This is a genomic window from Xenophilus arseniciresistens (genome assembly GCF_028023875.1).
In the GTDB taxonomy this organism is placed as follows: Bacteria; Pseudomonadota; Gammaproteobacteria; order Burkholderiales; family Burkholderiaceae_C; genus Xenophilus; species Xenophilus arseniciresistens.
The window spans coordinates 605,340-625,757 of sequence record NZ_JAQIPB010000001.1 but is presented as its reverse complement, the minus strand read 5'-3'; the positions used below and the strand labels follow the sequence as shown (position 1 = coordinate 625,757).

Here is a 20,418-nt window from a genome sequence, read left to right as displayed (position 1 = left end):
GAGGCGCCGCGATCAGCTGATGAAGTTGAACAGCGACAGCTTCTGGATCTGCGCGTACGAGCCCAGGGCCGCCGAGTAGACCGTCTGCTGCGTCTGGAACTCCGACAGGGCCTTGACCACGTCCAGGTCCTCGGCGCGCGAGCGGTCGGATTCGAGCTGCACCGCGCGCGATTCCTGCCGCGCGGCGATGTTGTCCACCTGGTTGAGCAGGTCGCCCGCGCGCCCGCGCGAGGCCGACAGCCGGGCCATGCCCGCGTCGATCTGCGCCAGCGCCTGCGCCACGCCCTGGTTGAGCTGCGCGCCGCTGTCCTCGCGCACCGTGGCGATGGCCTGGTCGAGCACGCCGAACAGGCTGCTTCGCGTGCTGGGCGTGATGCTCAGCGCATCGCCCTGGGCCGGCGTGCCGCTGGCGACGAAGGACAGGCCATCGAAGCTGATCGCCTGGCCCGACTGGTAGGGCTGGCCGGTCTGCACGGCGCTGTTGCTGTCCAGGTCCACCACGTCGTAGGTGGTCAGGCCGTCGGCGACGGAAAAGCGCACTTCGTAGCGGTGCCCGGTCAGCTCGGCGGGGTTGCGCACCTGGCCGGCATCGGTGGAGACACCGCCCGTGCCGACCGTGCCGCCGCCTGCCCGGGCAATGCCGAAGACGCCGTTGCCCGTGGGCACGTCCATCCAGGTGGCGAAGCCGTCGAGCGCCGCGGGCACGCCCACGTCGGAAGACGCGCTCTGTCCCGCGATGCCGTCGAAGGACACGCCACCGCCGTCGACGAAGGGCTGCGCCGAGCTGCCCAGGCCGCCGAACAGCGGCAGGCCGTTGGAGTCCTTGGCGTTGGCGTAGCCCAGCAACTGGTCGCGCAGCGCCACCAGCTGCTGCGCGATGCTGGCGCGGTCGGCGCTGGAGGTGGTGCCGCTGTTGGCCTGCAGCACCAGCGTGCGAAAGCTCTGCACGGCCGCCACGGCATCGCCCAGCGTGGACTCGGCCACGGTGATGGCGTTGCGCTGCACCTCCAGCGAGCGCTGCTCGCTGGCCACGCGCGCCTGGCGCGTGATGGCGCGCTCGGCCTGCGCGGCGGCCGTCGGGTCGTCGCTGGGGCGCAGCACGCGCTTGCTCGCGCTGAGCTGCGCCTGCAGCTTTGAAAGCTGCGACTGGCGCGACATCAGCTGCTCCAGCGCGTTGTCATAAGTGTTGGCGCTCGAGATGCGCGTGGTGAAACCGGCCATGGCTTGTTGCTTTGTCGAAGGAGAAGCGCGCCGCCTCAGGGCATGCCTTGCAGCAGGGAGTCGAAGATGCTCTGCGCGATCTGGATCATCTTGGCCGAGGCCTGGTAGGCCTGCTGGTACTGCAAAAGCCGCGCGGCCTCTTCGTCGAGGTTCACGCCAGAGATGTTGGCGCGCTCGCTTTCGAGGCTGGTGGCGATGGAGCCCGAAATGCTGGCCGCGTACTGCGCGCTTTGCGAGCGCACGCCCATCTCGGCCATCAGGCTGGCATAGCCGTCGGCCAGGGTGGCGCCGTCGAACATGGCCACGTCGCGCAGGCCCAGCAGCGCGCTGGCGTTGCCCGCGTTGAGCTGGCTGTAGCTGGCCGATGCGGCCTGCACCGTGATCGTGTCGCCGGCCTGCGGGTTGCCGCTCAGCGTCAGGGTCCAGCCGTTGAAGCTGATGGGCTGGCCGGCCGTGTAGGCGATGCCGCTCGGGTCGCCCGTGCCACTGCCGGCCACGTCGAAGGTGCCGGCAGACGTGAAGGTCAGGGTCACCGTCGCGCCCAGGCTGGCATGCGCCTGGCTGGCCGACACGCCGGCCACGGCCACCGTGCCGCGGTTGCTGCTGCTCGCGCGTGCTTCCACGGGGCTGGCCGCGGCGATCTCGCGCGGTGAACTCAGGGCCGTGGCCGTGCCATCGGCCGCGCGCGCATAGGGCCGCAGCGTGAAGCTGCTGCCCGCGGCGGCGCTGCCGCCCGAGAGGTCCAGCCTGAGCCCGTCGATCTCGATGGGCATGGGGCCGGTGAAGGTGGTGGTCTTGCCGTCGGACAGCCGCTGCACCGCGATGGAGCCGCTGCTGCCGAACACCACCTGGTAGGACGAAGCGACCAGGGCCGTCGGGTCGGCCACCTCGGCGCTCACCGTGGCCGTGCCCGTGTTCCATGGCGCAGGCAGGGCATCGGGAATGGCGATGGGCGTGAAGAAGTCCGAACCCGGCTGGCCGTTCAGGTCCACACCCAGGCGGTGCTGCGTGTTGATGGCCGAGGTGATGGCCAGCGCCATGCGGCCCAGCCCGTCGCGCGCGGCGGCCAGGTCGCCGTTCTGGAAGCGCAGCAGCCCCGCGACGGCGCCGCCGCCCAGGCTGGATTCGTCCAGCTCCTGCGTCACGGCGCCGCGCGTGATGGTCAGCGCGCGCGTGCCGTCGGCCGCGCCCTGCAGCGCGACCTGGGCCACCGAGCTGCCCAGCACCAGGGCCTGGCTGCCCACGAAGATGTTCAGGCTGCCGTCGTCGCCCGCCACGGTGGAGGCCTGCACCTGGCCGTTGAGCTGGCGCACCAGCTCGTCGCGCTGGTCCAGCAGGTCGTTGGGCTGCTGGCCGCCGCCCTGGGCGCGCTGCACCTGGCCGTTGAGCTCGGCGATGCGCGCGGCCAGGCTGTTGATCTGGGTCACGGCGTCGTCGAGCTGGCCGTTCACGCCGTGCTGCAGATCGTCGATCTGGGCCTGCGCGTTGCGAAAGCGCGCGCTCATCTCCTGTGCGCGCGCCAGCACCACGTTGCGGGCCGTCACGTCGGTGGGCGTGCTGGCAATGTCGGAGAACGCGTTGACCAGGTCGTTGACGGAAGCGCCCAGGCCGCTGGTGCCGCCCTGCAGGATGTCTTCGAGCGCCGCGAGCCGGTCGGCGCGCGTGGCGTCCATGGCCTGCACCGAGCGGGCCAGGGCCGCCTGCCGCGTCACGAATTCGTTGTGCGCCCGCTCCACGGTGAGCACCTGCACGCCCTTGCCGACGTAGCCCCCGCCCGTGTACTGGCCTTCCACCTGCTGCATCACGGCGCTCTGGCGCGAATAGCCCACCGTGCTGGCATTGGCGATGTTGTGGCCGGTGGTCTGCAGCGCCATCTGGTTGGCCAGCAGGGTGCGGGTGCCGAGGTTGAGCAGTGAACTCATGTTTGCAGGGATCGGTTGAGCTGGACGACGGCGTTGATGGCGCGGTTGAGCTTGCTGGCGTAGTGCGGATCGGTGGCGTAGCCCGCGCGCTGCAGCTCGGCGGCATAGGCCTGGGCCGAGGCGGTGCTGGCGCGCGCCTTTTCGTAGCGCGGGCTCTCGCCGATGAGTCGAGCGTAGTCGCGGAAGGACTCTTCATACGAGTCATAAGCGCGGAATTTCGCGCTCACTTTGCGCGCTTGCCCGTCGATGTATTCGGTGGTGGTGATGGTGGCCACCTTGCCCGTCCACCCGGCCGTGGCCTTGATGCCGAACAGGTTGTGCGAGTTGCTGCCGTCCGCATGGCGGATCTGGCTGCGGCCCCAGCCGGTCTCATGGCCGGCCTGGCCGATCATGAAGGCGGCCGGAATGCCCGTGTCCTGCGCCACGCGCTGCGCCGCCTGCGCATGCTCTGAAACGAAGCCCTGCTGTGTGGCGCCGGCGCGCCCGCGGCTGCCCGAGGCGCCCAGCGCCACCGTGGGCACCGCGCCGGGGCTCACGATCTGCTGGCTCAACTGGCGCGTGATGGCATCGGTCAGCCCGCCGGGCATGCCGGCCAGCTGCACCGCGAACTGCTGGTCCAGCAGGTCGGTGCCCAGCTTCTCGCCTTCGCTGTCCATCAGGCCCGACTTCATCGTTGCCTCGCGCATGCTCTTGATCAGCTCGCGCATGAACAGCGATTCGAACTGCCTGGCCGCTTCCTTGACCGCCTTGGGGTCGTTGCTGCCGGCCGAGAACTTCAGCGCGTTGAGCGAACGCGCATCGGCCGCCAGGCCCTGGCTGAAGGGGTTGGTGGCGCCCACGGACATCAGATCACCTCGAGTTCCGCATTGAGTGCGCCCGAAGCCTTGATGGCCTGCAGGATGGCCAACAGGTCCTGCGGCGTGGCGCCCAGCGCATTGAGCGCGCGCACCACGTCGGTCAGCTGCGTGGAGGCGGGCACCTGGATCATCGCGCCGGGCTCCTGCTTGATCTGGATGCTGGCCTGCTCGGCCACCACGGTCTGGCCGCGCGACAGCGGCGCGGGCTGGCTGATCACCGGCGTGCTGCTGATGGTGACCGACAGGTTGCCGTGCGCGATGGCGCAGGCATTGAGCGTGACGGCCTGGTTCAGCACGATGGAGCCGGTGCGCGCGTTGATCACCACCTTGGCGGCCGGGGCCGTGCGCTCCAGCGTGATCTCTTCAAGCTCGGCAATGAAGTTCACGCGCGCGCCCGGGTCCTGCGGGGCGCGCACTTCCACCGTGCGGCCGTCGATGGCGCGCGCAGCGCCCGAGCCCAGCTTGCCATTCACGGCCTGCGCGACGCGGCGCGCGGTCTGGAAGTCGGCCGCGTTCAGGCCCAGCGTGATGGTCTCGCCCTCGTGCAGCCCGGTGGCCACGGCCCGCTCGACCTGGCCGCCGCCGGGGATGCGGCCGGCGCTCAGGTGGTTGATCTGCACCTTGCTGCCGCCGGCTGCCGCGCCGGCACCGGCCACCACCACATTGCCCTGGGCCAGCGCATAGATCTCGCCGTCGGCACCGCGCAGCGGCGTGGCCACCAGCATGCCGCCCTTGAGCGACTTGGCGTTGCCCATGGAGGCCACGCTGATGTCGATGGCCTGGCCCGGCTGCGCGAAGGCCGGCAGCTCGGCCGTGACGATCACGGCCGCCACGTTCTTCAGTTGCAGCTGCGCGGCCCGGTTGTCGGGCAGCGTGATGCCCAGCTGCTGCAGGTAGTTGGCCACGCTCTGCGTGGTGTAGGGCATCTGCGTGGTCTGGTCGCCGGTGCCGTCCAGGCCCACCACCAGGCCGTAGCCGGTCAGCTGGTTGGTGCGCACGCCCTGCACGGCCGCCACTTCCTTGATGCGGATGGCGTGCGCCGCGGGCGTGGCCAGCCCCAGCAGGGACAGCGCGAGGACGAAGGGGCGGATGGAGCGGATCATGGCGAAAAAAGAAGGCTCAGAAGGGCAGGACGTTCATGAAGAAGCGCCCCAGCCAGGGCATGGCCTGCGCCTCGCTTTGCGCGCCGCGGCCGCGCGACTCGATGCGCACATTGGCCACCTGGGTCGAACTGACCACGCTGCCCGACTGGATCGAGCGCGGATCGATGGTGCCGGAGAAGCGCAGCACGTCCACGTTCTGGTTCACGCCGATCTGCTTCTCGCCCGTGACCACCAGGTGGCCGTTGGGCAGCACGTCGACCACCGTGGCCGTGATGGAGCCGCGGAAGGTGTTGGCGCTTTCGGTGCCGCCCTTGCCTGCGAAGGTGTGCTCGGAGCCCGCGCGTGCGCTGGCCCGCGTGAAGGAGTTGGCCGAGAGGAAGGGCACGGCGCTGATGCTCGCGTCGATGCCGCTGTTCTTGTCGACGGTGGAGGTGGACTTCTGGCTCGCGCTCAGGTTCTCCACGATGGCGATGGTGACCGTGTCGCCGGCCATGCGCGCGCGGCGGTCCTCGAACAGCGGCCGGTAGCGCGCGGCCTGGAACAGGCTGCCGTTGACCGGGCGCGGCGGCGGCTGCACCTGCACGGCCTGCGGCGGCGCGGTGTCGGGCATGTGCACTTCGGGCGTGGCGTGCAGCGTGGTGCAGCCCGTGGCCAGCACCGCCAGCGCCAGCGCGGCCGCGGCAAGAAGGCGATGCATCACAGCTGCCCCAGCTTCTGCAGCATCTGGTCGCTGGTCTGGATGGCCTTGGAATTCATCTCGTAGGCGCGCTGGGTCTGGATCATCGAGACCAGCTCCTGCACCACGTTGACGTTCGAGGTTTCCAGAAAGCCCTGCATCAGTGTGCCCAGGCCGTTGGTGCCGGCCGTGCCGCCGTTGGGCTGGCCCGAGGCGGCGGTCTCGGCATAGAGGTTCTCGCCGCGCGGCTCCAGGCCGGCCGGGTTGATGAAGTTGGCCAGGGCGAGCTGGCCCAGGTTCTGCGGCGCGGGGTCGCCGCTCATCGTGGCCGAGACCGTGCCGTCCTGCGCGATGCTGATGTTGGTGGCGTTGGGCGGCACCGTGATGCCATTGGCCACGGGCAGGCCGGACGAGGTGACGATGCGGCCCTGCGAATCGACCTGGAAGGAGCCGTCGCGCGTGTAGCCCATGGTGCCGTCGGGCAGGGTGACCTGGAAGAAGCCGTTGCCCTTGATCGCCACGTCCAGCGGGTTGGCGCTCTGCTGCATGCTGCCCTGCGTGAAGGACCGGGCCGTGGCCACCGTGCGCACGCCCAGGCCCAGTTGCAGGCCGGTGGGCAGCTGCGACTGCTCGGTGCTGTTGGCGCCCACCTGGCGCAGGTTCTGGTACATCAGGTCTTCGAACACGGCGTTGGAGCGCTTGAAGCCCGTGGTCGAGACGTTGGCCAGGTTGTGCGAGATGACGTCCAGCTGCGTCTGCTGGGCTTCCATCCCGGTCTTGGAGATCCAGAGCGAATTGATCATGTTCTGTCCTTCGGCGCGGGCGGCTTCAGCCCTGCATGCTCAGCAACTGGGCCGCCGTGCGGTCGGCCGTTTCGGTGTTCTGCAGCAGGCGCATCTGCTGCTCGAACTGGCGGGCGGCGGCGATCATGCCGACCATGGCCTCGATGGGGTTCACGTTCGACCCTTCGAGCGCGCCCGACTCCACGCGCGCGTTGGCGTCGGCCGGCAGCGCGTCGAGCGTGGCGGTGCGGAACAGCCCGTCCTCGCTGCGCTGCAGGCGGTTTTCGGCATCGGTGCTGGCCAGCTTGATGCGGCCCACGGTGGCGGCCGGCTGGCCCTCCATCTTGGCGGTGATGGTGCCGTCGGAGCCCACGGCGATCTCGGAGCCCGCCGGAATGTCGATGGGCGCGCCGCCGTCGGACAGCACCAGCAGCCCGGCGCTGTTGACCAGCGTGCCTTCGGGCGAGACCTGGAAGGCGCCGCCGCGCGTGTAGGCCTCGGTGCCGTCCAGCCCCTGCACCGCGAACCAGGCCTGGCCCTGGGCCGCCAGGTCCAGCGTGCGGCCCGTGCGCTCGATGCTGCCGGCGCGGCTGTCATGGCCGGCCGTGGCCTCGAGCGTGAACACGCGCGTGGTGGCGCCGTCGCCGCGCACCGGCACGGCGCGGAAGGTGGACAGCTCGGCCCGGAAGCCCTGCGTGCCCGCGTTGGCCAGGTTGTTGGCCAGCACGGACTGGCGCTGCGCCGCCGCGCTGGCGCCGCTCATGGCGGTGTAGATCAGACGGTCCATGGCTGCTCGGCCTGCGTGGCGATCAGCGCAGGTTCACCAGGGTGGACATCACCTGGTCCTGGGTCTTGATGGTCTGCGCGTTGGCCTGGTAGGCGCGCTGCGTGGTCATCATGTTCACCAGTTCGGCCGTGAGGTCCACGTTCGATTCTTCGAGCGTGCCCGAACGCAGCTGGCCGAAGGTGCCTTCGCCCGGTGCGCCGCGCACGGGCTGGCCCGAGGCGAAGGTCTCGACCCAGTAGCCCGAGCCCGAAGGCGCCAGGCCCTGCGTGTTGCGGAAGTTGACCAGCGCCACCTGCCCGGCCGACTGGGTCTGGCCGTTGGAGTAGGTGGCGGTGATGACGCCGCTGTTCTCGATCTTGATGCCCGTGAGCTGGCCGGCCGAGTAGCCGTCCTGCGACAGGTCCGACACCGCGAAGCGCGCGTTGACCTGCGTCAGGCGGCTCAGGTCCAAGGTGGCCGGGAAGGTCACGGCGGGGTCGTTGGGCGAAGCCAGCGTGATCTGCGGGATGGTGGAGGCCGGGTCCAGGCTGCCGTCGGCCAGGAAGTTCAGCTGGAAGGGCGTGGAGGCGCCCGGGTCGCTGCCGTTGACGCTGGTGTAGACGTTCCAGGTGTTGTTGGCCGTCTTCTGGAAGTACAGGCCCACCGGGATCTCCAGGCCCTGCGCGTCGTAGGCCGTCAGCGAGGTGCCGTAGGTGGTCAGCGGCGTGGGCGGCGAGGCGTTGGCCGCGATGGGGGCCGAGGCGTCCAGCGTGATCTCGGCGGCCATGGCCGTGGTTCGCCGGGCCGGGATCGGCGCGCCCGTGGGCAGGCGCAGCGGCTGGGCGTCGAAGCTCTGGCGCACGCCGCTGGCGTCGGTGGGGTAGCCCATCACCTGCGCGCCCGAGGCGGTGATGATGTTGCCGTCCTTGTCCAGCTTGAAGTTGCCGGCGCGGGTGTAGGCGGTCGATCCGTCGGCCGCCGTGACCTGGAAGAAGCCCGAGCCGTTGACGGCCACGTCCAGGTCGTTGCCCGTGATGCTCAGGCTGCCCTGCGCGAACTGCTGCGTCACCGCGCCCACGGCCACGCCCAGGCCCACGTTGGTGCCGCCGATGCCGCCGGCCGAACTGGCATAGACCTCGGCGAACTCCGCGCGCGAGGACTTCATGCCCACGGTGCCCGAGTTGGCGATGTTGTGCCCGATCACGTCGAGGCTGCGGCTGGCGGCGTTGAGGCCGGAGAGTGCTTGCTGGAAGCTCATGGAGGAACTCCTGGAGGAAGTGGGGTGGGGTCAGAGCACGGAACGCACGCTGGCGTACGGCGTGCTGCCGTTGTGCTGCAGCGTCAGGGTCAGGCTGCCGTCGCCGGCGCTGCCCACGGAGGTCACGCGGTCGTGCATCAGCGCGGTGGCATCCACCGTGCCGCTGCCGTTGACGGCCACGACGTTGAACTTCAGCGCCTGGTCGTCGGGATAGCTGCTGGCGTCGAGCGAGAAGCCGTGCTGGCCCGCCTCCATCGCGCCCAGGGAGACGGTGTCGATCAGCGTGCCCGAGGCCGTGGTGACCTGGATCTTCACGCTGGTCGCGCCCGTGGGCAGGTCGAAGGCGGCGACGGCGGTGTCCGCGTCGCTGAAGGCCAGCTGGTTGCCCGGCGTGATCACGCCGCGGCCGATCATGGCGCTGGCCTGCATCATCTGCATGGCCGAAGCCTGGCTGGCCATGGCCTTGATGCTGTCGTTGAGCTGCTGGATGCCGGTGACCGTGTTGATCTGCGCGATCTGCGAAGTCATCTGCGCGTTGTCCATCGGGTTCATCGGGTCCTGGTTGCTCATCTGCGCCACCAGCAGCTTCAAAAAGCGGTCCTGCGCCTCCTCGGAGCCGGTCTTGGCAGGGGCCGTGCCCGCGTCCGCGCTGGACGTGATGTTGTAGGACTGGGTCACGCCAGTCAGGTTGGACAGTGCGGTGCTCATGCTTTTGCTTCGGGTGCGGCTTCGTGGCTCACTGGCCCAACTGCAGCGTCTTGAGCAGCAGGTTCTTGGCCGTGTTCATGACCTCGACGTTGTTCTGGTAGGAGCGCGAGGCCGAGATCATGTTGACCATCTCCTCCACCGCATTCACGTTGGAATAGGTGACGTAGCCCTGCGCATCGGCCTGCGGGTTGCCGGGCTCGTGCACGCGGCGCCCGGGCGTCTGGCTTTCGGTCACGGCGTCCACCCGCACGCCGGCCGCGCCGGTGCCGGAGCTGGCGTCCATGGGCACGGTCTGGAACACCACCTGGCGCGCCTTGTAGGCCTGGCCATCGGGGCCGGCCGTGGCGTCGGCGTTGGCCAGGTTGCTGGCCACCACGTTCAGGCGCTGCGACTGCGCGCTGACGGCGCTGCCGGAGATGCCGAAGATCGAGAACATGGACATGGTCGTTTATTGCCCCTGGATGGCGGCCAGCAGCGTCTTGCCCTGGCCGTTGATGAAGCGCAGGGTGGCCTCGTAGCGCACCGCGTTGTCGGCGAAGGCGGCGCGCTCGCGGTCCAGGTCCACGCTGTTGCCGTCCATCGACGGCTGGGTCTGCACCGTGTAGGCGCTTTGATGCAGCTGCGCCGCCGCGCTGCCGCCCAGCACGGGCAGGTGGCGCGCATGGGTTGCGCTCACGGGCGCTGGCGCGGTGCCGCTGGCGGCCTGGCTGGCTTCGCGCAGCGCCTGCGCGAAGTTCATGTCCTTGGCGGCATAGCCCGGCGTGTCGGCGTTGGCGATGTTGCCGGCCAGCAGCTGCTGGCGCTCGGCGCGCAGCACCAGCGCGTTGGCCTGGAAGTCGAGTCCGGAAGTGAGCTTGTCCAGCATGGCAGGTTGGAGGAAAGAGGGCGACCGGGGCCTTGGAGTGCCTGGAAATTGTGGGTGGCGGCCGCGCGCGCAAAGCGGGGATGAAGGGGGGGAATCGCGCCCTGTTCGCCCGTTTGCGGCACGCGCCGGCTTCTAAAGTGCAGCCCAGGTTCTTGAGCATTCGCACTCGCGCGCATCGCGCGGCCGCCCGTGCCCTTGCCTTCACACCGCTTGCCATTCCAGGAGTTGCCCCCCCATGCCCGCCTTTGTTTTGCTGCGACATGCCCTGAGCGGCCTGGCCCTGGCCGCCGCCATGCTGGCCGGTGCGCAGGCCCTGGCCCAGCCCCAGGCACCGGCCATGACGCCTGCAGCAAGCGAAGCCGCACCCGACTTCGTCGCCGCCACCCAGCAGTGGCTGGATGCTGCGGTGGACCAGTCGCGCGCCAACCAGAGCACCCCGCTGCGCATGGAAGTGAGCCTGGGCGCGCTGGACGGCCGCCTGCGCCTGGCGCCCTGCGCGCGGGTGGAGCCCTACATTCCCGCCGGCGCGCGCCTGTGGGGCCGCAGCCGGCTGGGCCTGCGCTGCGTGGACGGCCAGGCGCGCTGGAACGTGTTCCTGCCCGTGACCGTCAAGGCCTTCGGGCCGGCGTGGGTGCTGCGCGACAACGTGCTGCCCGGTGCCGTGCTGGGCCAGGACGATGCCGTGGAAGCCCAAGCCGACTGGGCCGCCGAGCCTTCGCCGGTGGTGGCCGACCCCGCGCAGTGGGTGGGCCAGGTGGCCTCGCGCTCGCTGCTCGCGGGCCAGCCGCTGCGGCAGTCGATGATCAAGCCGGCCCAGGCCTTTGCCGCCGGCAGCGCCGTGCGGGTGGTGGCCAAGGGGCCCGGCTTCGAGATCACGTCCGTGGCCCAGGCCCTCACGGCCGGCGTGGTGGGCCAGATGGTCCGCATCCGGATGGACAATGGCCGCATGACCACCGGCGTGGTCCAGGATGCCCACACGGTGCAACTGGCGCTGTGAATAAATCGCTAAAGTTTGCGCACCGGAGGCCGAAAATCCTTGTGACGTAGCTCTGTCGAGCGCTGGAGTCAACCATGAAGATCGGACCGTTGAGCGAAGCAGCATTGACCCCGGCCACCGGCCCGGTCAGGAGTGAGCGCGCGTCCACTTCGGCTGGCTTGGCGGGAGCGCAGGACAGCAGCGGCGTGCCGGTGAGCGTGTCGGCCGCCGCGCGTTCGCTGGAGGTCTCTTCCGCCGGCAGCGGCATCGACGAGGCCAAGGTGGCGGCCGTGCGCGCCGCCATCGCCAACGGCACCTTCACGGTGGACGCCGGCGCCATCGCCGACAAGCTGCTGTCCAACGCCCAGGAAGTGCTCAGCCGCATGCGCGACTGAGCGCACACAGGAAAAAGCCCTTTTTTTTGCCATGAGCGATCTGAGCAGCGCGCAGGAAGCCCTTCTGGGCCAGGTCGAGCAGCAGCTGGCCGTGGTGGACCGCTGCTTGCTGGCCGACGACCCGGATGCGCTGGACCGCGCCGCCGCCGAGCTGCGCCAGCTGAGCGTGGGCTTCGCGCAGGCCCTGGGCGCGCAGCTGTCCGCGGCCTCGCTCAGTCCGGCGCTGCGCAGCCGCATCGAAGCAGTGGGCCAGCGCCTGGACCTGCAGCGCGAAAGCCTGGCCCGCCGCAGCGTGCGGGTGGACCGCGCCCTGGCCTCGCTCATGGGCCCGGCGGTGAGCGTGACCTATTCAATGCCGGGGCGCAGCTCTTCCTTCGGCGTGCATTGAGGCTGACCAGCCCTTCGCCCGCAGGCGGGGAGCACAGCAGAAAAGAAGACGGGCCCCGACGGGCCCGTTCTGCATTGGGGAGCGAGGCAGGCCATGGTGGCCGTCTCAATGGCTGCGCATCTTCGCGCGCAGGCGCGCGATGGACTGGCTGTGCAGCTGGCACACGCGCGATTCGGTCACGCCCAGCACGGCGGCGATTTCCTTGAGGTTCATGTCCTGCTCGTAGTACATGCCCATGATGTGGCGCTCGCGCTCGGGCAGCGATTCGATGGCCGCCACCAGCGCGCTGCGCAGGCGCTGGTCCTTGAGCAGGCTCATCGGGTCCGCCGCCTCGTCGGCCACATGGCGGTCCAGGAAGCCTTCCTCGTCCTCGGCATGCGCGCCGATGTCTTCCAGGTAGACCAGCTGGGTGCCGCGCACGCGGCCAAGCAGGGCCTGGTAGTCGCTCAGGCCCATGTTCAGCTCGGCCGCGATTTCGGATTCCAGCGGCGGGCGGCCCAGCCGCTGTTCGAGCCGGTGCATGGCCTGCTCGATCTGCTTCTGGTTCTTGCGCGAGCCGCGCGAGAGCCAGTCGCCTTCGCGCAACTCGTCGAGCATCGCACCGCGGATGCGCTGCGTGGCGAAGGTCTCGAACTGCACGCCGTGGCTTTCCTCGAAGCGCGACAGCGCATCGACCAGCCCGATCATGCCCACCTGCACCAGATCGTCCAGCTCCACGTTCGGGGGCAGCTTGGCGATCATGTGATGGGCCAGCCGCTGCACGAGCGGCACGTACTGGCGGATCAGCGCCTCGCGATCGAGGCGACCTCTTGGGGTGTACATCTGGGAAGCGGTGGCAGCAAGCATGGCGTCGTCGTCAATGCGGCTTCATTCGGCCATCGAGCACTCGGACGGGGACAGGAAGAAATCCATGTCGGCGTTGTTGCGCGGCTCGAAGGCGGAACGCACGATGGCGCGCATGGCGTCGCGCACCAGCTGGGCTGCGTCGGGCGCCAGCCAGTCCTCGGGCACGCGCTGCCCGCAGCTCACGCCGCGCAGGCCCAGCCGGTGGCGGATCACGGTGTCGAGCACCGGGCCGAGCTTGACGGCCTCGTCGGTCTTCGAGATCACGGCCTGGCGCGCGCGGAAGGCGCCGGCCATGTCGTCCAGCGTGTCGCCATGCGTGCCGGCGTTGAGCACCAGAACGCGCTGCAGCTGCGGCAGCTCGATCATCGCCAGGTGGTCGGCCAGGCGCGCATCGCGCGGCGCCACGCCGCTGGTGTCGACCAGCACCAGCTTCTTGCGTGCAAACAGCGCCAGCATCTCCAGCAGCGCTGCGCGGTCATGCGCCAGATGCGCCACCACATTGATGGAACGGCCGAAGGCGCGCAGCTGTTCATGCGCGCCGGCGCGGTGGGTGTCCAAGGTGATCAGGCCCACGCTCTGCGCGCCATGGGCACGCGCACACAAGGTGGCGAGCCTGGCGATGGCCGTGGTCTTGCCCACGCCCGTGGCGCCCACGAAGGCGAAGATGCCGCCCGTCTCTTCGATGCCTGGCCCGGCGGGCACGGCCAGCATGCGCGCCAGCGTGGCCATCACGTCGCGCACCGACTCGGCCGGCGACAGCTCGGTGTTCACGCGCTCGAGCACGGTGCGCGAGAGGGCGGGCGAAAAACCCGCGCGGATCAGCTTGAGCAGCAGCGTCGAGCGCACGGGTTCCTGGCGGGCCTGGCCCATCCAGGACAGCGTGGTGAAGCGTTCCTCCATCAGCTGCTTCATGGCCTGCAGCTCGGCCATCACCTCGGCCATTTGCGGCATCGGCGCGGCGGGCGGCGCCACCTGCTCCAGCTGCGCCACCTGCGCGGGCGGCTCGGGCTGCCAGGGCATCTCGGCCACACGGGCGGTGGCCGGGGCCACCGGCAGGGCGGGTGCGGCCGCGGGCTGCGGCGGCAGCACCGGCGCGGCACGCAAGGGCGGGGCGACCTGCTCCTGCTCGGCCTGCTGGCGCCGGGCCATGCGCTCGCGCACGTAGTCCTGGAAGGACAGCGTGCTCATCGCGAGCTGCTCGGTGTCGGCACCGACCGTGCTTTCCGCCGCGGGCGCGGGCATGGCGGCGACCGGTGCCGATGGCCGGGGTGCAGCCGCGCGCGGCGCGGGCGCCGGGGCGCTTGCGCCATGGCTTTCGAGCTGGCCCAGCGCTTCCTCGGAAGTGGCCGTCACCTCGACATCGCCAGAAGGCAACTGCCGGTTGGCCAGGATCAGTGCGCCGTCGCCGAACGCGAGACGGGCCAGGGCCAGTGCCTCACGGGCGGTGGGTGCTTGGAAGCGTTGGATGTTCATGCGGCTGCGCCCCGGAGGATGGGCCCGATGCGGATGGTGTGGGTTTCAGGGATCTCGCTGTGCGCCAGCACCTGCAGGCGCGGGGCGCTGCGGCGCACCAGGCGCGAGATCGCGCCGCGGATGGCGTCGGGCACCAGCAGGCAGGCGGGCACGCCCTGCTCTTCCTGGCGCTCGGCCACTTCGGCGGCGCTGCGGGTGAACATGTCGGCCACGCCCGGGTCCAGGGCCGGGGCCTGCGCGTTGGCCAGGGCCTGCATCAGCAGGCGCTCGAAGGCCGGTTCGATGGCGATCACGTCCAGCTCGCGCGCCGGGCCGTAGATCTGCTGGACGATGGCCGGTGCGAGCGCCACGCGCACGCGCCGCGCCAGCTCCGCCGGGTCGGTGGTCACGGCCGCGTGCTCGGCCAGCGTCTCGACGATGGTGCGGATGTCGCGGATGTGGACCGACTCTTCCAGCAGCAGCTGCAGCACCTTCTGGAAGGCGGCCACCGACACCATCTTGGGCACCACCTCCTCGATCAGCTTCGGCGCGAGCTTGTTCACGTGTTCGACCAGTTGTTGGGTTTCGGTGCGGCTGAGCAGACGCGCAGCCTGCGTGTGCATCAAATGTGACAGATGGGTCGCCATCACGGTTTCCGAATCAACGACCGTAAAGCCGGCCAATTGCGCGTTTTCGCGCTGGCGCTCCTCGATCCAGTGCGCGGGCAGGCCGAAGGCCGGGTCGGTGGTGGGCGTGCCGATCAGCGGGGTGGACAGGCCGCCCGGGTTGATGGCCAGGAACATGCCGGGGAAGGATTCGCCATCGGCAATGGCCACGCCGCGCAGGGTCACTCGGTAGGCGCTGGGCTTGAGCTCGAGGTTGTCGCGCACATGCACGGCCGGCGGCAGGAAGCCGACTTCCTGCGCGAACTTGCGGCGCACGCCCTTGATGCGCGTGAGCAGGTCGCCCTGGCGGTTCTTGTCCACCAGCGCGATCAGGCGGTAGCCCAGCTCCAGGCCCAGCGGGGCCACGGGCTGCAGGTCGTCCCAGGTGGCGTCGGCATCGGGCGCGGGCGGCTGCTCCTGCGCCAGCGCCTGCTGCGGCTTGCGCCGCGACAGGGCCCAGGCGCCATAGCCCAGCAGGGCCGCGGCCAGCAGGAACACCGTGTTGGGCATGCCCGGGATCACACCCAGCAGGCCCAGGATGCCGGCCGTCAGGCCCAGCACGCGCGGCGAGGTCAGCAGCTGCTGCACGATCTGCTGGCCCACGTCGTCTTCCTTGCCCACGCGCGAGATCACCATGGCCGCGGCCACCGAGATCAGCAGCCCCGGGATCTGCGCCACCAGCGCATCGCCCACGGCCAGCAGGATGTAGGTGTCGGCCGCCTTGCCGGCCGACATGCCATGCTGCAGCACGCCCACCGCGAAGCCGCCCACGATGGTGATCAGCAGGATCAAAATGCCGGCGATGGCGTCGCCGCGCACGAACTTCGACGCACCGTCCATGGCGCCGAAGAAGTTGGCTTCCTCGGCCACCTCGGCGCGGCGCTTGCGCGCTTCCTTCTCGTCGATCACGCCGGCATTGAGGTCGGCGTCCACGGCCATCTGCTTGCCGGGCATCGCGTCCAGCGTGAAGCGGGCCGAGACCTCGGCGATGCGCTCGGCGCCCTTGGTGACCACGATGAAGTTGATGACCACCAGGATTGCAAAAACGATCAGGCCCACCGCGAAGTTGCCGCCGATCAGGAAGTGGCCAAAAGCCTCGATCACCGCGCCGGCCGCGCCCGGGCCGGTGTGGCCTTCCAGCAGCACGATGCGGGTGGAGGCCACGTTCAGCGACAGTCGCATCAGCGTGGCCAGCAGCAGCACGGCGGGGAAGGCCGCGAAGTCCAGCGGCCGCACCATGTAGGCCGCCACCATCATCACCATCAGCGCCACCGCGATGTTGAGCGTGAAGAAGCCATCGAGCAGCCACGCGGGAATGGGCAGCACCATGAGCGCGAGGATGGCCACCACCAGCAGCGGCGCCGCGGCGCGCCGCACCCTGGCGCCATGCGCGCCCAGCCAGCCCTGGATGTTCTGCGCGTTCATGCGGGTTGGCCTTTCTTGGCCGGGTGGTGGTGCGGATCGAGCTCGGGCGGCACATGCGGCTGCGGCAGCTCCAGCGGCGTGGGGCCTTCGCCGCGCAGCGAGGCCTTGAGCCGGTACACATAGGCCATCACCTGCGCCACCGCGGTGTAGAGCGAGGCGGGGATGGGCTGGTCCAGCTCGGCATGCGCGAACAGCGCGCGCGCCAGCATGGGCGCCTGCACCACCGGGATGCGGTGCTCGGTGGCGATCTCGCGGATCCTCATGGCCAGCAGGTCGGCGCCCTTGGAGATGGCATGCGGAGCGTTCATGGTGGCGTCGTCGTAGCGCAGCGCCACGGCGTAGTGGGTCGGGTTCATCAGGATGAAGTCGGCCTTGGGCACGGCGGTGATGCTGGCGCGCTGCGCGATCTCGCGCGCGGCCACGCGCAGGCGGCCCTTGATGTGCGGGTTGCCGTCGGACTCCTTGTGCTCCTGCTTGACTTCCTGGTGCGACATGCGCAGCCGGCTGCGGTGGAAATGGCCTTGCAGCGGCACGTCCACCAGCGCGGCAATCAGCAGGATCAGGAGGCACAGCCCCAGGCCCGAGACCAGCCAGTCGCCCACCATGGCGAGCGAGGCGGCCGAAGGCTGCAGCACCAGGCGCACCAGCTCATGGATGCTGCCCTTGACGAAGAACCAGCCCACGGCGGCCAGCAAGGCCGACATGAACACCAGCTTGGCCACGGTGGCCAACTGCTGTTTGCTGAACAGCTTGCTCAGGCCGTTGAGCGGGTTGAGCTTGGACAGCCTGGGCACCAGCGGCTGCGTCGTGAGCACCCAGCCACCGGCCGCCACCGCACTGAACACGGCCGCCAGCACCACGATGCCGCCGAACACCACGCACAGCAGCAGGCCCAGGCCGGCCAGCTGCGACAGGCGCTCGACCATGGTTTCAGGCGAAGCCAGCGCATGCGCGTTGAAGCGCAGTGCCGCGGCCAGGGCGCGGCGCGTCTGCTCGAAGGCCGTGGGCGCGAGCAGCAGCAGCGCCACCGCGCCCGTGCCCACCACCGCCAGATGCGACAGGTCGCGCGAGCGCGCCACCTGGCCTTCCTTGCGGGCCTGGTCCAGCTTGCGCTGCGTGGCGGGAAGCTGCTTGTCCTGACTGCTGGATTCCATGGGGCGGGTGGGAAGGGTGGGGCGCGTCGGGCGCGGCGCTCAGCGTGCAGCGATCTGCTCGGTGATGGCCTTCACGGCGTCATGCCCGTCCATGCGGCGGTTGTCGAACATGCGGGCCTCGGCTTCGCGCGTGAGCACGGTGATGCTGATGCGCCGGTTGGTGGCGGCCAGCGGGTTGTCCTTGTCGAACAGGTCGCTGGCGGCCAGCCCCAGCACGCGCAGCAGCTTGTCGTCGGCCATGCCGGCGGTCACCAGCTCGCGGCGCGAGGCATTGGCCCGGTCGGCCGACAGCTCCCAGTTGCCATAGCCGCGGTCGCCGTTGCCATAGGGCGCGGCGTCGGTGTGGCCGGCCAGGGTGACGCGGTTCTCGATGCCGTTGAGCGCGCTGCCGATCTCGCGCAGGATGTCGCGCATGTAGGGTTTGACCAGCGCGCTGCCGCTGTCGAACATGGGGCGGTGCTGCTCGTCCACGATCTGCACCTCCAGGCCCTCGGGCGTGACCTGCAGCTTGATCTGCGAGCGGAATTCCTTCAGGCGCGGGTTGCCCTCGATCAGCTTCTCGATCTTCTCGCGCAGCGAGGCCAGGCGCCGCATGTCCTGCTGGCGCGCCTGTTCGCGCAGCGTGTGGGCGTCCTTGTTCGAGCGCGTGGGGTCCTGCAGGCTGCCGTCGGACTTGCGGATCTGGCCGTTCTCGCGCGTGAGGTCCTGGCCGCCGCCGGGCACGATGGAGCTGCTGCTGCCCGAGCCGGGGCCGCCGCTCATCTCCACCTTCAGCGGCGAGTTGAAGTACGAGGCGATGCCCTGCAGGTCGCCCTTGGCCGTGGAGCCCAGCAGCCACATGAGCAGGAAGAAGGCCATCATGGCCGTCACGAAGTCGGCATAGGCGATCTTCCAGGCGCCGCCATGGTGGCCGTGGCTCACCTTCTTGACGCGCTTGACGATGATGGGCTGTAGCTTCTTGGCGCCCGGTGCTGCGGCCATGGCGGGTCTCCGGTCGGTCAGTCAGTCAGAACAGAAGCGGCGTGGCGGTGCGGCGCCGCCTCACTTCTTCTTGACGTGGCTTTCAAGCTCGCTGAAGGTGGGCCGCTCGGTGGAGAACAGCACCTTGCGGCCGAACTCGATGGCCGTGGTGGGGTTGTAGCCCTGCATGCTGGCCAGCAGCGTGGTCTTGATGCATTGCAGTTCCTTGGTGCCGTCCTCGCACTTCTGCTCCAGCAGGCCGCCCAGCGGCTCCACCACGCCGTAGGCCAGCAGGATGCCCAGGAAGGTGCCCACCAGCGCCGAGCCGATCATGGCGCCCAGCACGGCGGGCGGCTGGCCTACCGAACCCATGGTGTTGACCACGCCCAGCACGGCCGCCACGATGCCGAAGGCCGGCAGGCCGCCGGCCAGCCGCGCGATGGCGGCCACGGGCGCGTGCGACTCCTGGTGGTGGGTCTCGATCTCGCTGTCCATCAGCGCTTCGATCTCGTGCGAATTGAGGTTGCCCGACACCATCATGCGCAGGTAGTCGGTGGTGAACTCCACCACGTGATGGTCACGGCCCACGGTGGGGTAGGCCTGGAAGATGGGCGAGTCCTGCGGCGCTTCCACGTCCTTCTCGATGGACATCAGGCCGTCCTTGCGCGCCTTCTGCAGGATGTCGTAGAGCAGGGCCATCAGCTCCATGTAGCGGGCCTTGGTGTACTTGGAACCCTGAAAGGCCTTGGGCAGCATCTTCAGCGTGGCCTTGAGCACCTTGGGCTGGTTGTTCACGATGAAGGCGCCCAGGGCGCCACCGCCGATCACCATCATCTCGATGGGCAGCGCGTGCAGCACCACGGCGATGTTGCCGCCGTGGATCATGTAGCCGCCGAAGATGCAGCCCATCGCGACCAGATAACCAATGACGACAAACATGGGAAGGATGTGCGTGGAACGACAGACGCTATTGGGCAACGCGCGGGGCCGATGCGATCCATGAAAAAGGGCCCCGGCAGGGGCCCTGTTCAAGGCTTCATGGCGTGCTGGCGCATGCCCTTGCTCATTGCAGCTGGATGCCGCCCGCACCCGAGCCCTTGCCGGCGCGCGCCGGCGGCTCGCACAGGCCGCACACGAAGCTGCGTGCGTTGGGATAGGGCTCGGTCACGAAGTGCCCGCCGCAGCGCGTGCAGCGCGTCATGTGCAGCATGTCGTTCTCGACGAAGCGCACCAGGCGCCAGGCGCGCGTGATCGACAGCAGCGGCTCCAGGCTGCAGGACGTCATCTGCTCGGCATAGAGCTGGTAGGCCTTGATCAGCAGGTCCACCGGCTCCAGCGGGCTGTTCTTGGACAGGTGCGTGTGGATGTTCTGGAACAGCGAGGCATGGATGTTGGGCTGCCAGGTCAGGAACCAGTCGGTCGAGAAGGGCAGCTGGCCCTTGGAGGGCGAACGGCCCGCCACTTCCTTGTACAGGCGAAGCAGCCGCTCGTAGGACAGCTCGGTTTCGCTTTCCAGCACCTGCAGGCGTGCGCCCATGCCGATCAGGCTCACGGCCCGCTCGATCTGTCTGGATTCGTGGAGGATGCTCTTGGTGCCGGCCATGGGTGCCTCTGGAGTCCGCTGCTCAGGACGAGGTTTCCGCGAAGCGGCTGGACATCACGATGTTGGCGTGCAGGCGCGCCGTCGCCTCGTTGGCGGTGCGGCCCGGCACGTTGTGGTTGGTCAGCAGGCTCCAGACCATGTCGTCGTCGGCGCGGAAGCGGCACAGCAGCATGTTGCCCGAGGCCAGCTTCATGACCTGGGCCGGCGACAGCGTCGCGATCAGATCGGCGGAATCCTCGGAGATGCCCAGGCGGAACAGGGCCTGCGCCTTGTCGGCCCGGATCAGCGTCTGGGCCAGCATCAGGTAGGTGAGATTGGCTTCCCGGACTTCGTTGAGGATCTGTTCGCTCGTCATTTCTGTTACATCCCGTAGGACTTTGTGTCCTGGCTTGGAAT

22 protein-coding genes are annotated in these 20,418 nt (G+C 69.5%); 3 read left to right on the top strand and 19 right to left on the bottom strand.

Translation table 11 applies throughout. The annotated features are described in order from the left end of the window. Nucleotides 1-12: 12 nt before the first annotated feature. Genes flgL through flgB form a run of 11 tightly spaced genes read right to left on the bottom strand, consistent with a single transcriptional unit; the run spans nucleotide 13 to nucleotide 10,158 of the window. Nucleotides 13-1,221, bottom strand: a complete 1,209-nt coding sequence (gene flgL, locus PGB34_RS02680) for a flagellar hook-associated protein FlgL (protein WP_271426520.1) — start codon at nucleotides 1,219-1,221, stop codon at nucleotides 13-15. 35 nt (nucleotides 1,222-1,256) lie between these two features. Further along, on the bottom strand, nucleotides 1,257-3,143 hold the full coding sequence (gene flgK, locus PGB34_RS02675; RefSeq protein WP_271426519.1) for a flagellar hook-associated protein FlgK: 1,887 nt from the start codon (nucleotides 3,141-3,143) through the stop codon (nucleotides 1,257-1,259). Continuing rightward, nucleotides 3,140-3,988: a flagellar assembly peptidoglycan hydrolase FlgJ gene (flgJ, locus tag PGB34_RS02670; protein ID WP_271426518.1), complete on the bottom strand. Its 849-nt coding sequence runs from the start codon at nucleotides 3,986-3,988 to the stop codon at nucleotides 3,140-3,142. Before flgJ ends, flgK begins: the two co-directional genes overlap by 4 nt. Next, complete coding sequence (locus tag PGB34_RS02665) at nucleotides 3,988-5,103, bottom strand: flagellar basal body P-ring protein FlgI (protein WP_271426517.1); 1,116 nt, start codon at nucleotides 5,101-5,103, stop codon at nucleotides 3,988-3,990. The genes flgJ and PGB34_RS02665 overlap by 1 nt, the downstream gene beginning before the upstream one ends. A 16-nt stretch (nucleotides 5,104-5,119) precedes the next feature. Further along, complete coding sequence (locus tag PGB34_RS02660; protein ID WP_271426516.1) at nucleotides 5,120-5,800, bottom strand: flagellar basal body L-ring protein FlgH; 681 nt, start codon at nucleotides 5,798-5,800, stop codon at nucleotides 5,120-5,122. Continuing rightward, nucleotides 5,800-6,582, bottom strand: coding sequence for a flagellar basal-body rod protein FlgG (flgG, locus tag PGB34_RS02655; protein WP_271426515.1), 783 nt, complete (start codon nucleotides 6,580-6,582; stop codon nucleotides 5,800-5,802). The genes PGB34_RS02660 and flgG overlap by 1 nt, the downstream gene beginning before the upstream one ends. A 25-nt stretch (nucleotides 6,583-6,607) precedes the next feature. Beyond that, nucleotides 6,608-7,348, bottom strand: a complete 741-nt coding sequence (gene flgF / locus PGB34_RS02650; protein ID WP_271426514.1) for a flagellar basal-body rod protein FlgF — start codon at nucleotides 7,346-7,348, stop codon at nucleotides 6,608-6,610. A 22-nt stretch (nucleotides 7,349-7,370) separates the two neighbouring features. Further along, nucleotides 7,371-8,585: a flagellar hook protein FlgE gene (gene flgE, locus PGB34_RS02645; RefSeq protein WP_271426513.1), complete on the bottom strand. Its 1,215-nt coding sequence runs from the start codon at nucleotides 8,583-8,585 to the stop codon at nucleotides 7,371-7,373. Nucleotides 8,586-8,615: 30 nt separating this feature from the next. Further along, the gene (locus PGB34_RS02640; protein ID WP_271426512.1) at nucleotides 8,616-9,293 is read right to left on the bottom strand and encodes a flagellar hook assembly protein FlgD; all 678 of its coding nucleotides are present in this window, start codon (nucleotides 9,291-9,293) and stop codon (nucleotides 8,616-8,618) included. Between the two features lie 28 nt (nucleotides 9,294-9,321). Further along, nucleotides 9,322-9,735, bottom strand: a complete 414-nt coding sequence (flgC, locus tag PGB34_RS02635) for a flagellar basal body rod protein FlgC (protein WP_271426511.1) — start codon at nucleotides 9,733-9,735, stop codon at nucleotides 9,322-9,324. 6 nt (nucleotides 9,736-9,741) lie between these two features. Next, nucleotides 9,742-10,158, bottom strand: coding sequence for a flagellar basal body rod protein FlgB (flgB, locus tag PGB34_RS02630; protein WP_271426510.1), 417 nt, complete (start codon nucleotides 10,156-10,158; stop codon nucleotides 9,742-9,744). A 235-nt stretch (nucleotides 10,159-10,393) separates the two neighbouring features. On the opposite strand from flgB, the gene flgA reads away from it, so the two are divergent. From flgA to PGB34_RS02615, 3 genes are all read left to right on the top strand, one after another. Continuing rightward, nucleotides 10,394-11,155, top strand: a complete 762-nt coding sequence (gene flgA / locus PGB34_RS02625; protein WP_271426509.1) for a flagellar basal body P-ring formation chaperone FlgA — start codon at nucleotides 10,394-10,396, stop codon at nucleotides 11,153-11,155. A gap of 74 nt (nucleotides 11,156-11,229) precedes the next feature. Then, on the top strand, nucleotides 11,230-11,529 hold the full coding sequence (flgM, locus tag PGB34_RS02620) for a flagellar biosynthesis anti-sigma factor FlgM (protein ID WP_271426508.1): 300 nt from the start codon (nucleotides 11,230-11,232) through the stop codon (nucleotides 11,527-11,529). Between the two features lie 31 nt (nucleotides 11,530-11,560). Next, nucleotides 11,561-11,917: a hypothetical protein gene (locus tag PGB34_RS02615; protein WP_271426507.1), complete on the top strand. Its 357-nt coding sequence runs from the start codon at nucleotides 11,561-11,563 to the stop codon at nucleotides 11,915-11,917. Between the two features lie 105 nt (nucleotides 11,918-12,022). Here PGB34_RS02615 and PGB34_RS02610 read toward each other — a convergent pair whose 3' ends face one another. The 8 genes from PGB34_RS02610 to flhD all read right to left on the bottom strand — a co-directional run bounded on the left by PGB34_RS02610 (nucleotide 12,023) and on the right by flhD (nucleotide 20,377). Then, complete coding sequence (locus tag PGB34_RS02610; RefSeq protein WP_271426506.1) at nucleotides 12,023-12,739, bottom strand: RNA polymerase sigma factor FliA; 717 nt, start codon at nucleotides 12,737-12,739, stop codon at nucleotides 12,023-12,025. A 45-nt stretch (nucleotides 12,740-12,784) separates the two neighbouring features. Further along, nucleotides 12,785-14,236, bottom strand: coding sequence for a flagellar biosynthesis protein FlhF (gene flhF / locus PGB34_RS02605; protein ID WP_271426505.1), 1,452 nt, complete (start codon nucleotides 14,234-14,236; stop codon nucleotides 12,785-12,787). Next, nucleotides 14,233-16,305 (bottom strand): flagellar biosynthesis protein FlhA, encoded by a 2,073-nt coding sequence (flhA, locus tag PGB34_RS02600; protein WP_271426504.1) that lies wholly within the window; start codon nucleotides 16,303-16,305, stop codon nucleotides 14,233-14,235. Before flhA ends, flhF begins: the two co-directional genes overlap by 4 nt. Beyond that, nucleotides 16,302-17,459, bottom strand: coding sequence for an EscU/YscU/HrcU family type III secretion system export apparatus switch protein (locus PGB34_RS02595; protein ID WP_271426503.1), 1,158 nt, complete (start codon nucleotides 17,457-17,459; stop codon nucleotides 16,302-16,304). Before PGB34_RS02595 ends, flhA begins: the two co-directional genes overlap by 4 nt. Before the next feature lie 39 nt (nucleotides 17,460-17,498). Continuing rightward, complete coding sequence (gene motB / locus PGB34_RS02590; RefSeq protein WP_271426502.1) at nucleotides 17,499-18,440, bottom strand: flagellar motor protein MotB; 942 nt, start codon at nucleotides 18,438-18,440, stop codon at nucleotides 17,499-17,501. Between the two features lie 60 nt (nucleotides 18,441-18,500). Next, nucleotides 18,501-19,358, bottom strand: coding sequence for a flagellar motor stator protein MotA (gene motA / locus PGB34_RS02585; RefSeq protein WP_271426501.1), 858 nt, complete (start codon nucleotides 19,356-19,358; stop codon nucleotides 18,501-18,503). A gap of 124 nt (nucleotides 19,359-19,482) precedes the next feature. Then, nucleotides 19,483-20,022 carry a flagellar transcriptional regulator FlhC gene (gene flhC, locus PGB34_RS02580; RefSeq protein WP_271426500.1) on the bottom strand — a complete coding sequence of 180 codons (540 nt, stop codon included), beginning with the start codon at nucleotides 20,020-20,022 and terminating at the stop codon, nucleotides 19,483-19,485. A gap of 22 nt (nucleotides 20,023-20,044) precedes the next feature. Beyond that, a complete protein-coding gene (flhD, locus tag PGB34_RS02575; protein WP_271426499.1) occupies nucleotides 20,045-20,377 on the bottom strand; it encodes a flagellar transcriptional regulator FlhD in 333 nt (110 codons plus the stop codon). Nucleotides 20,378-20,418 lie beyond the last annotated feature (41 nt).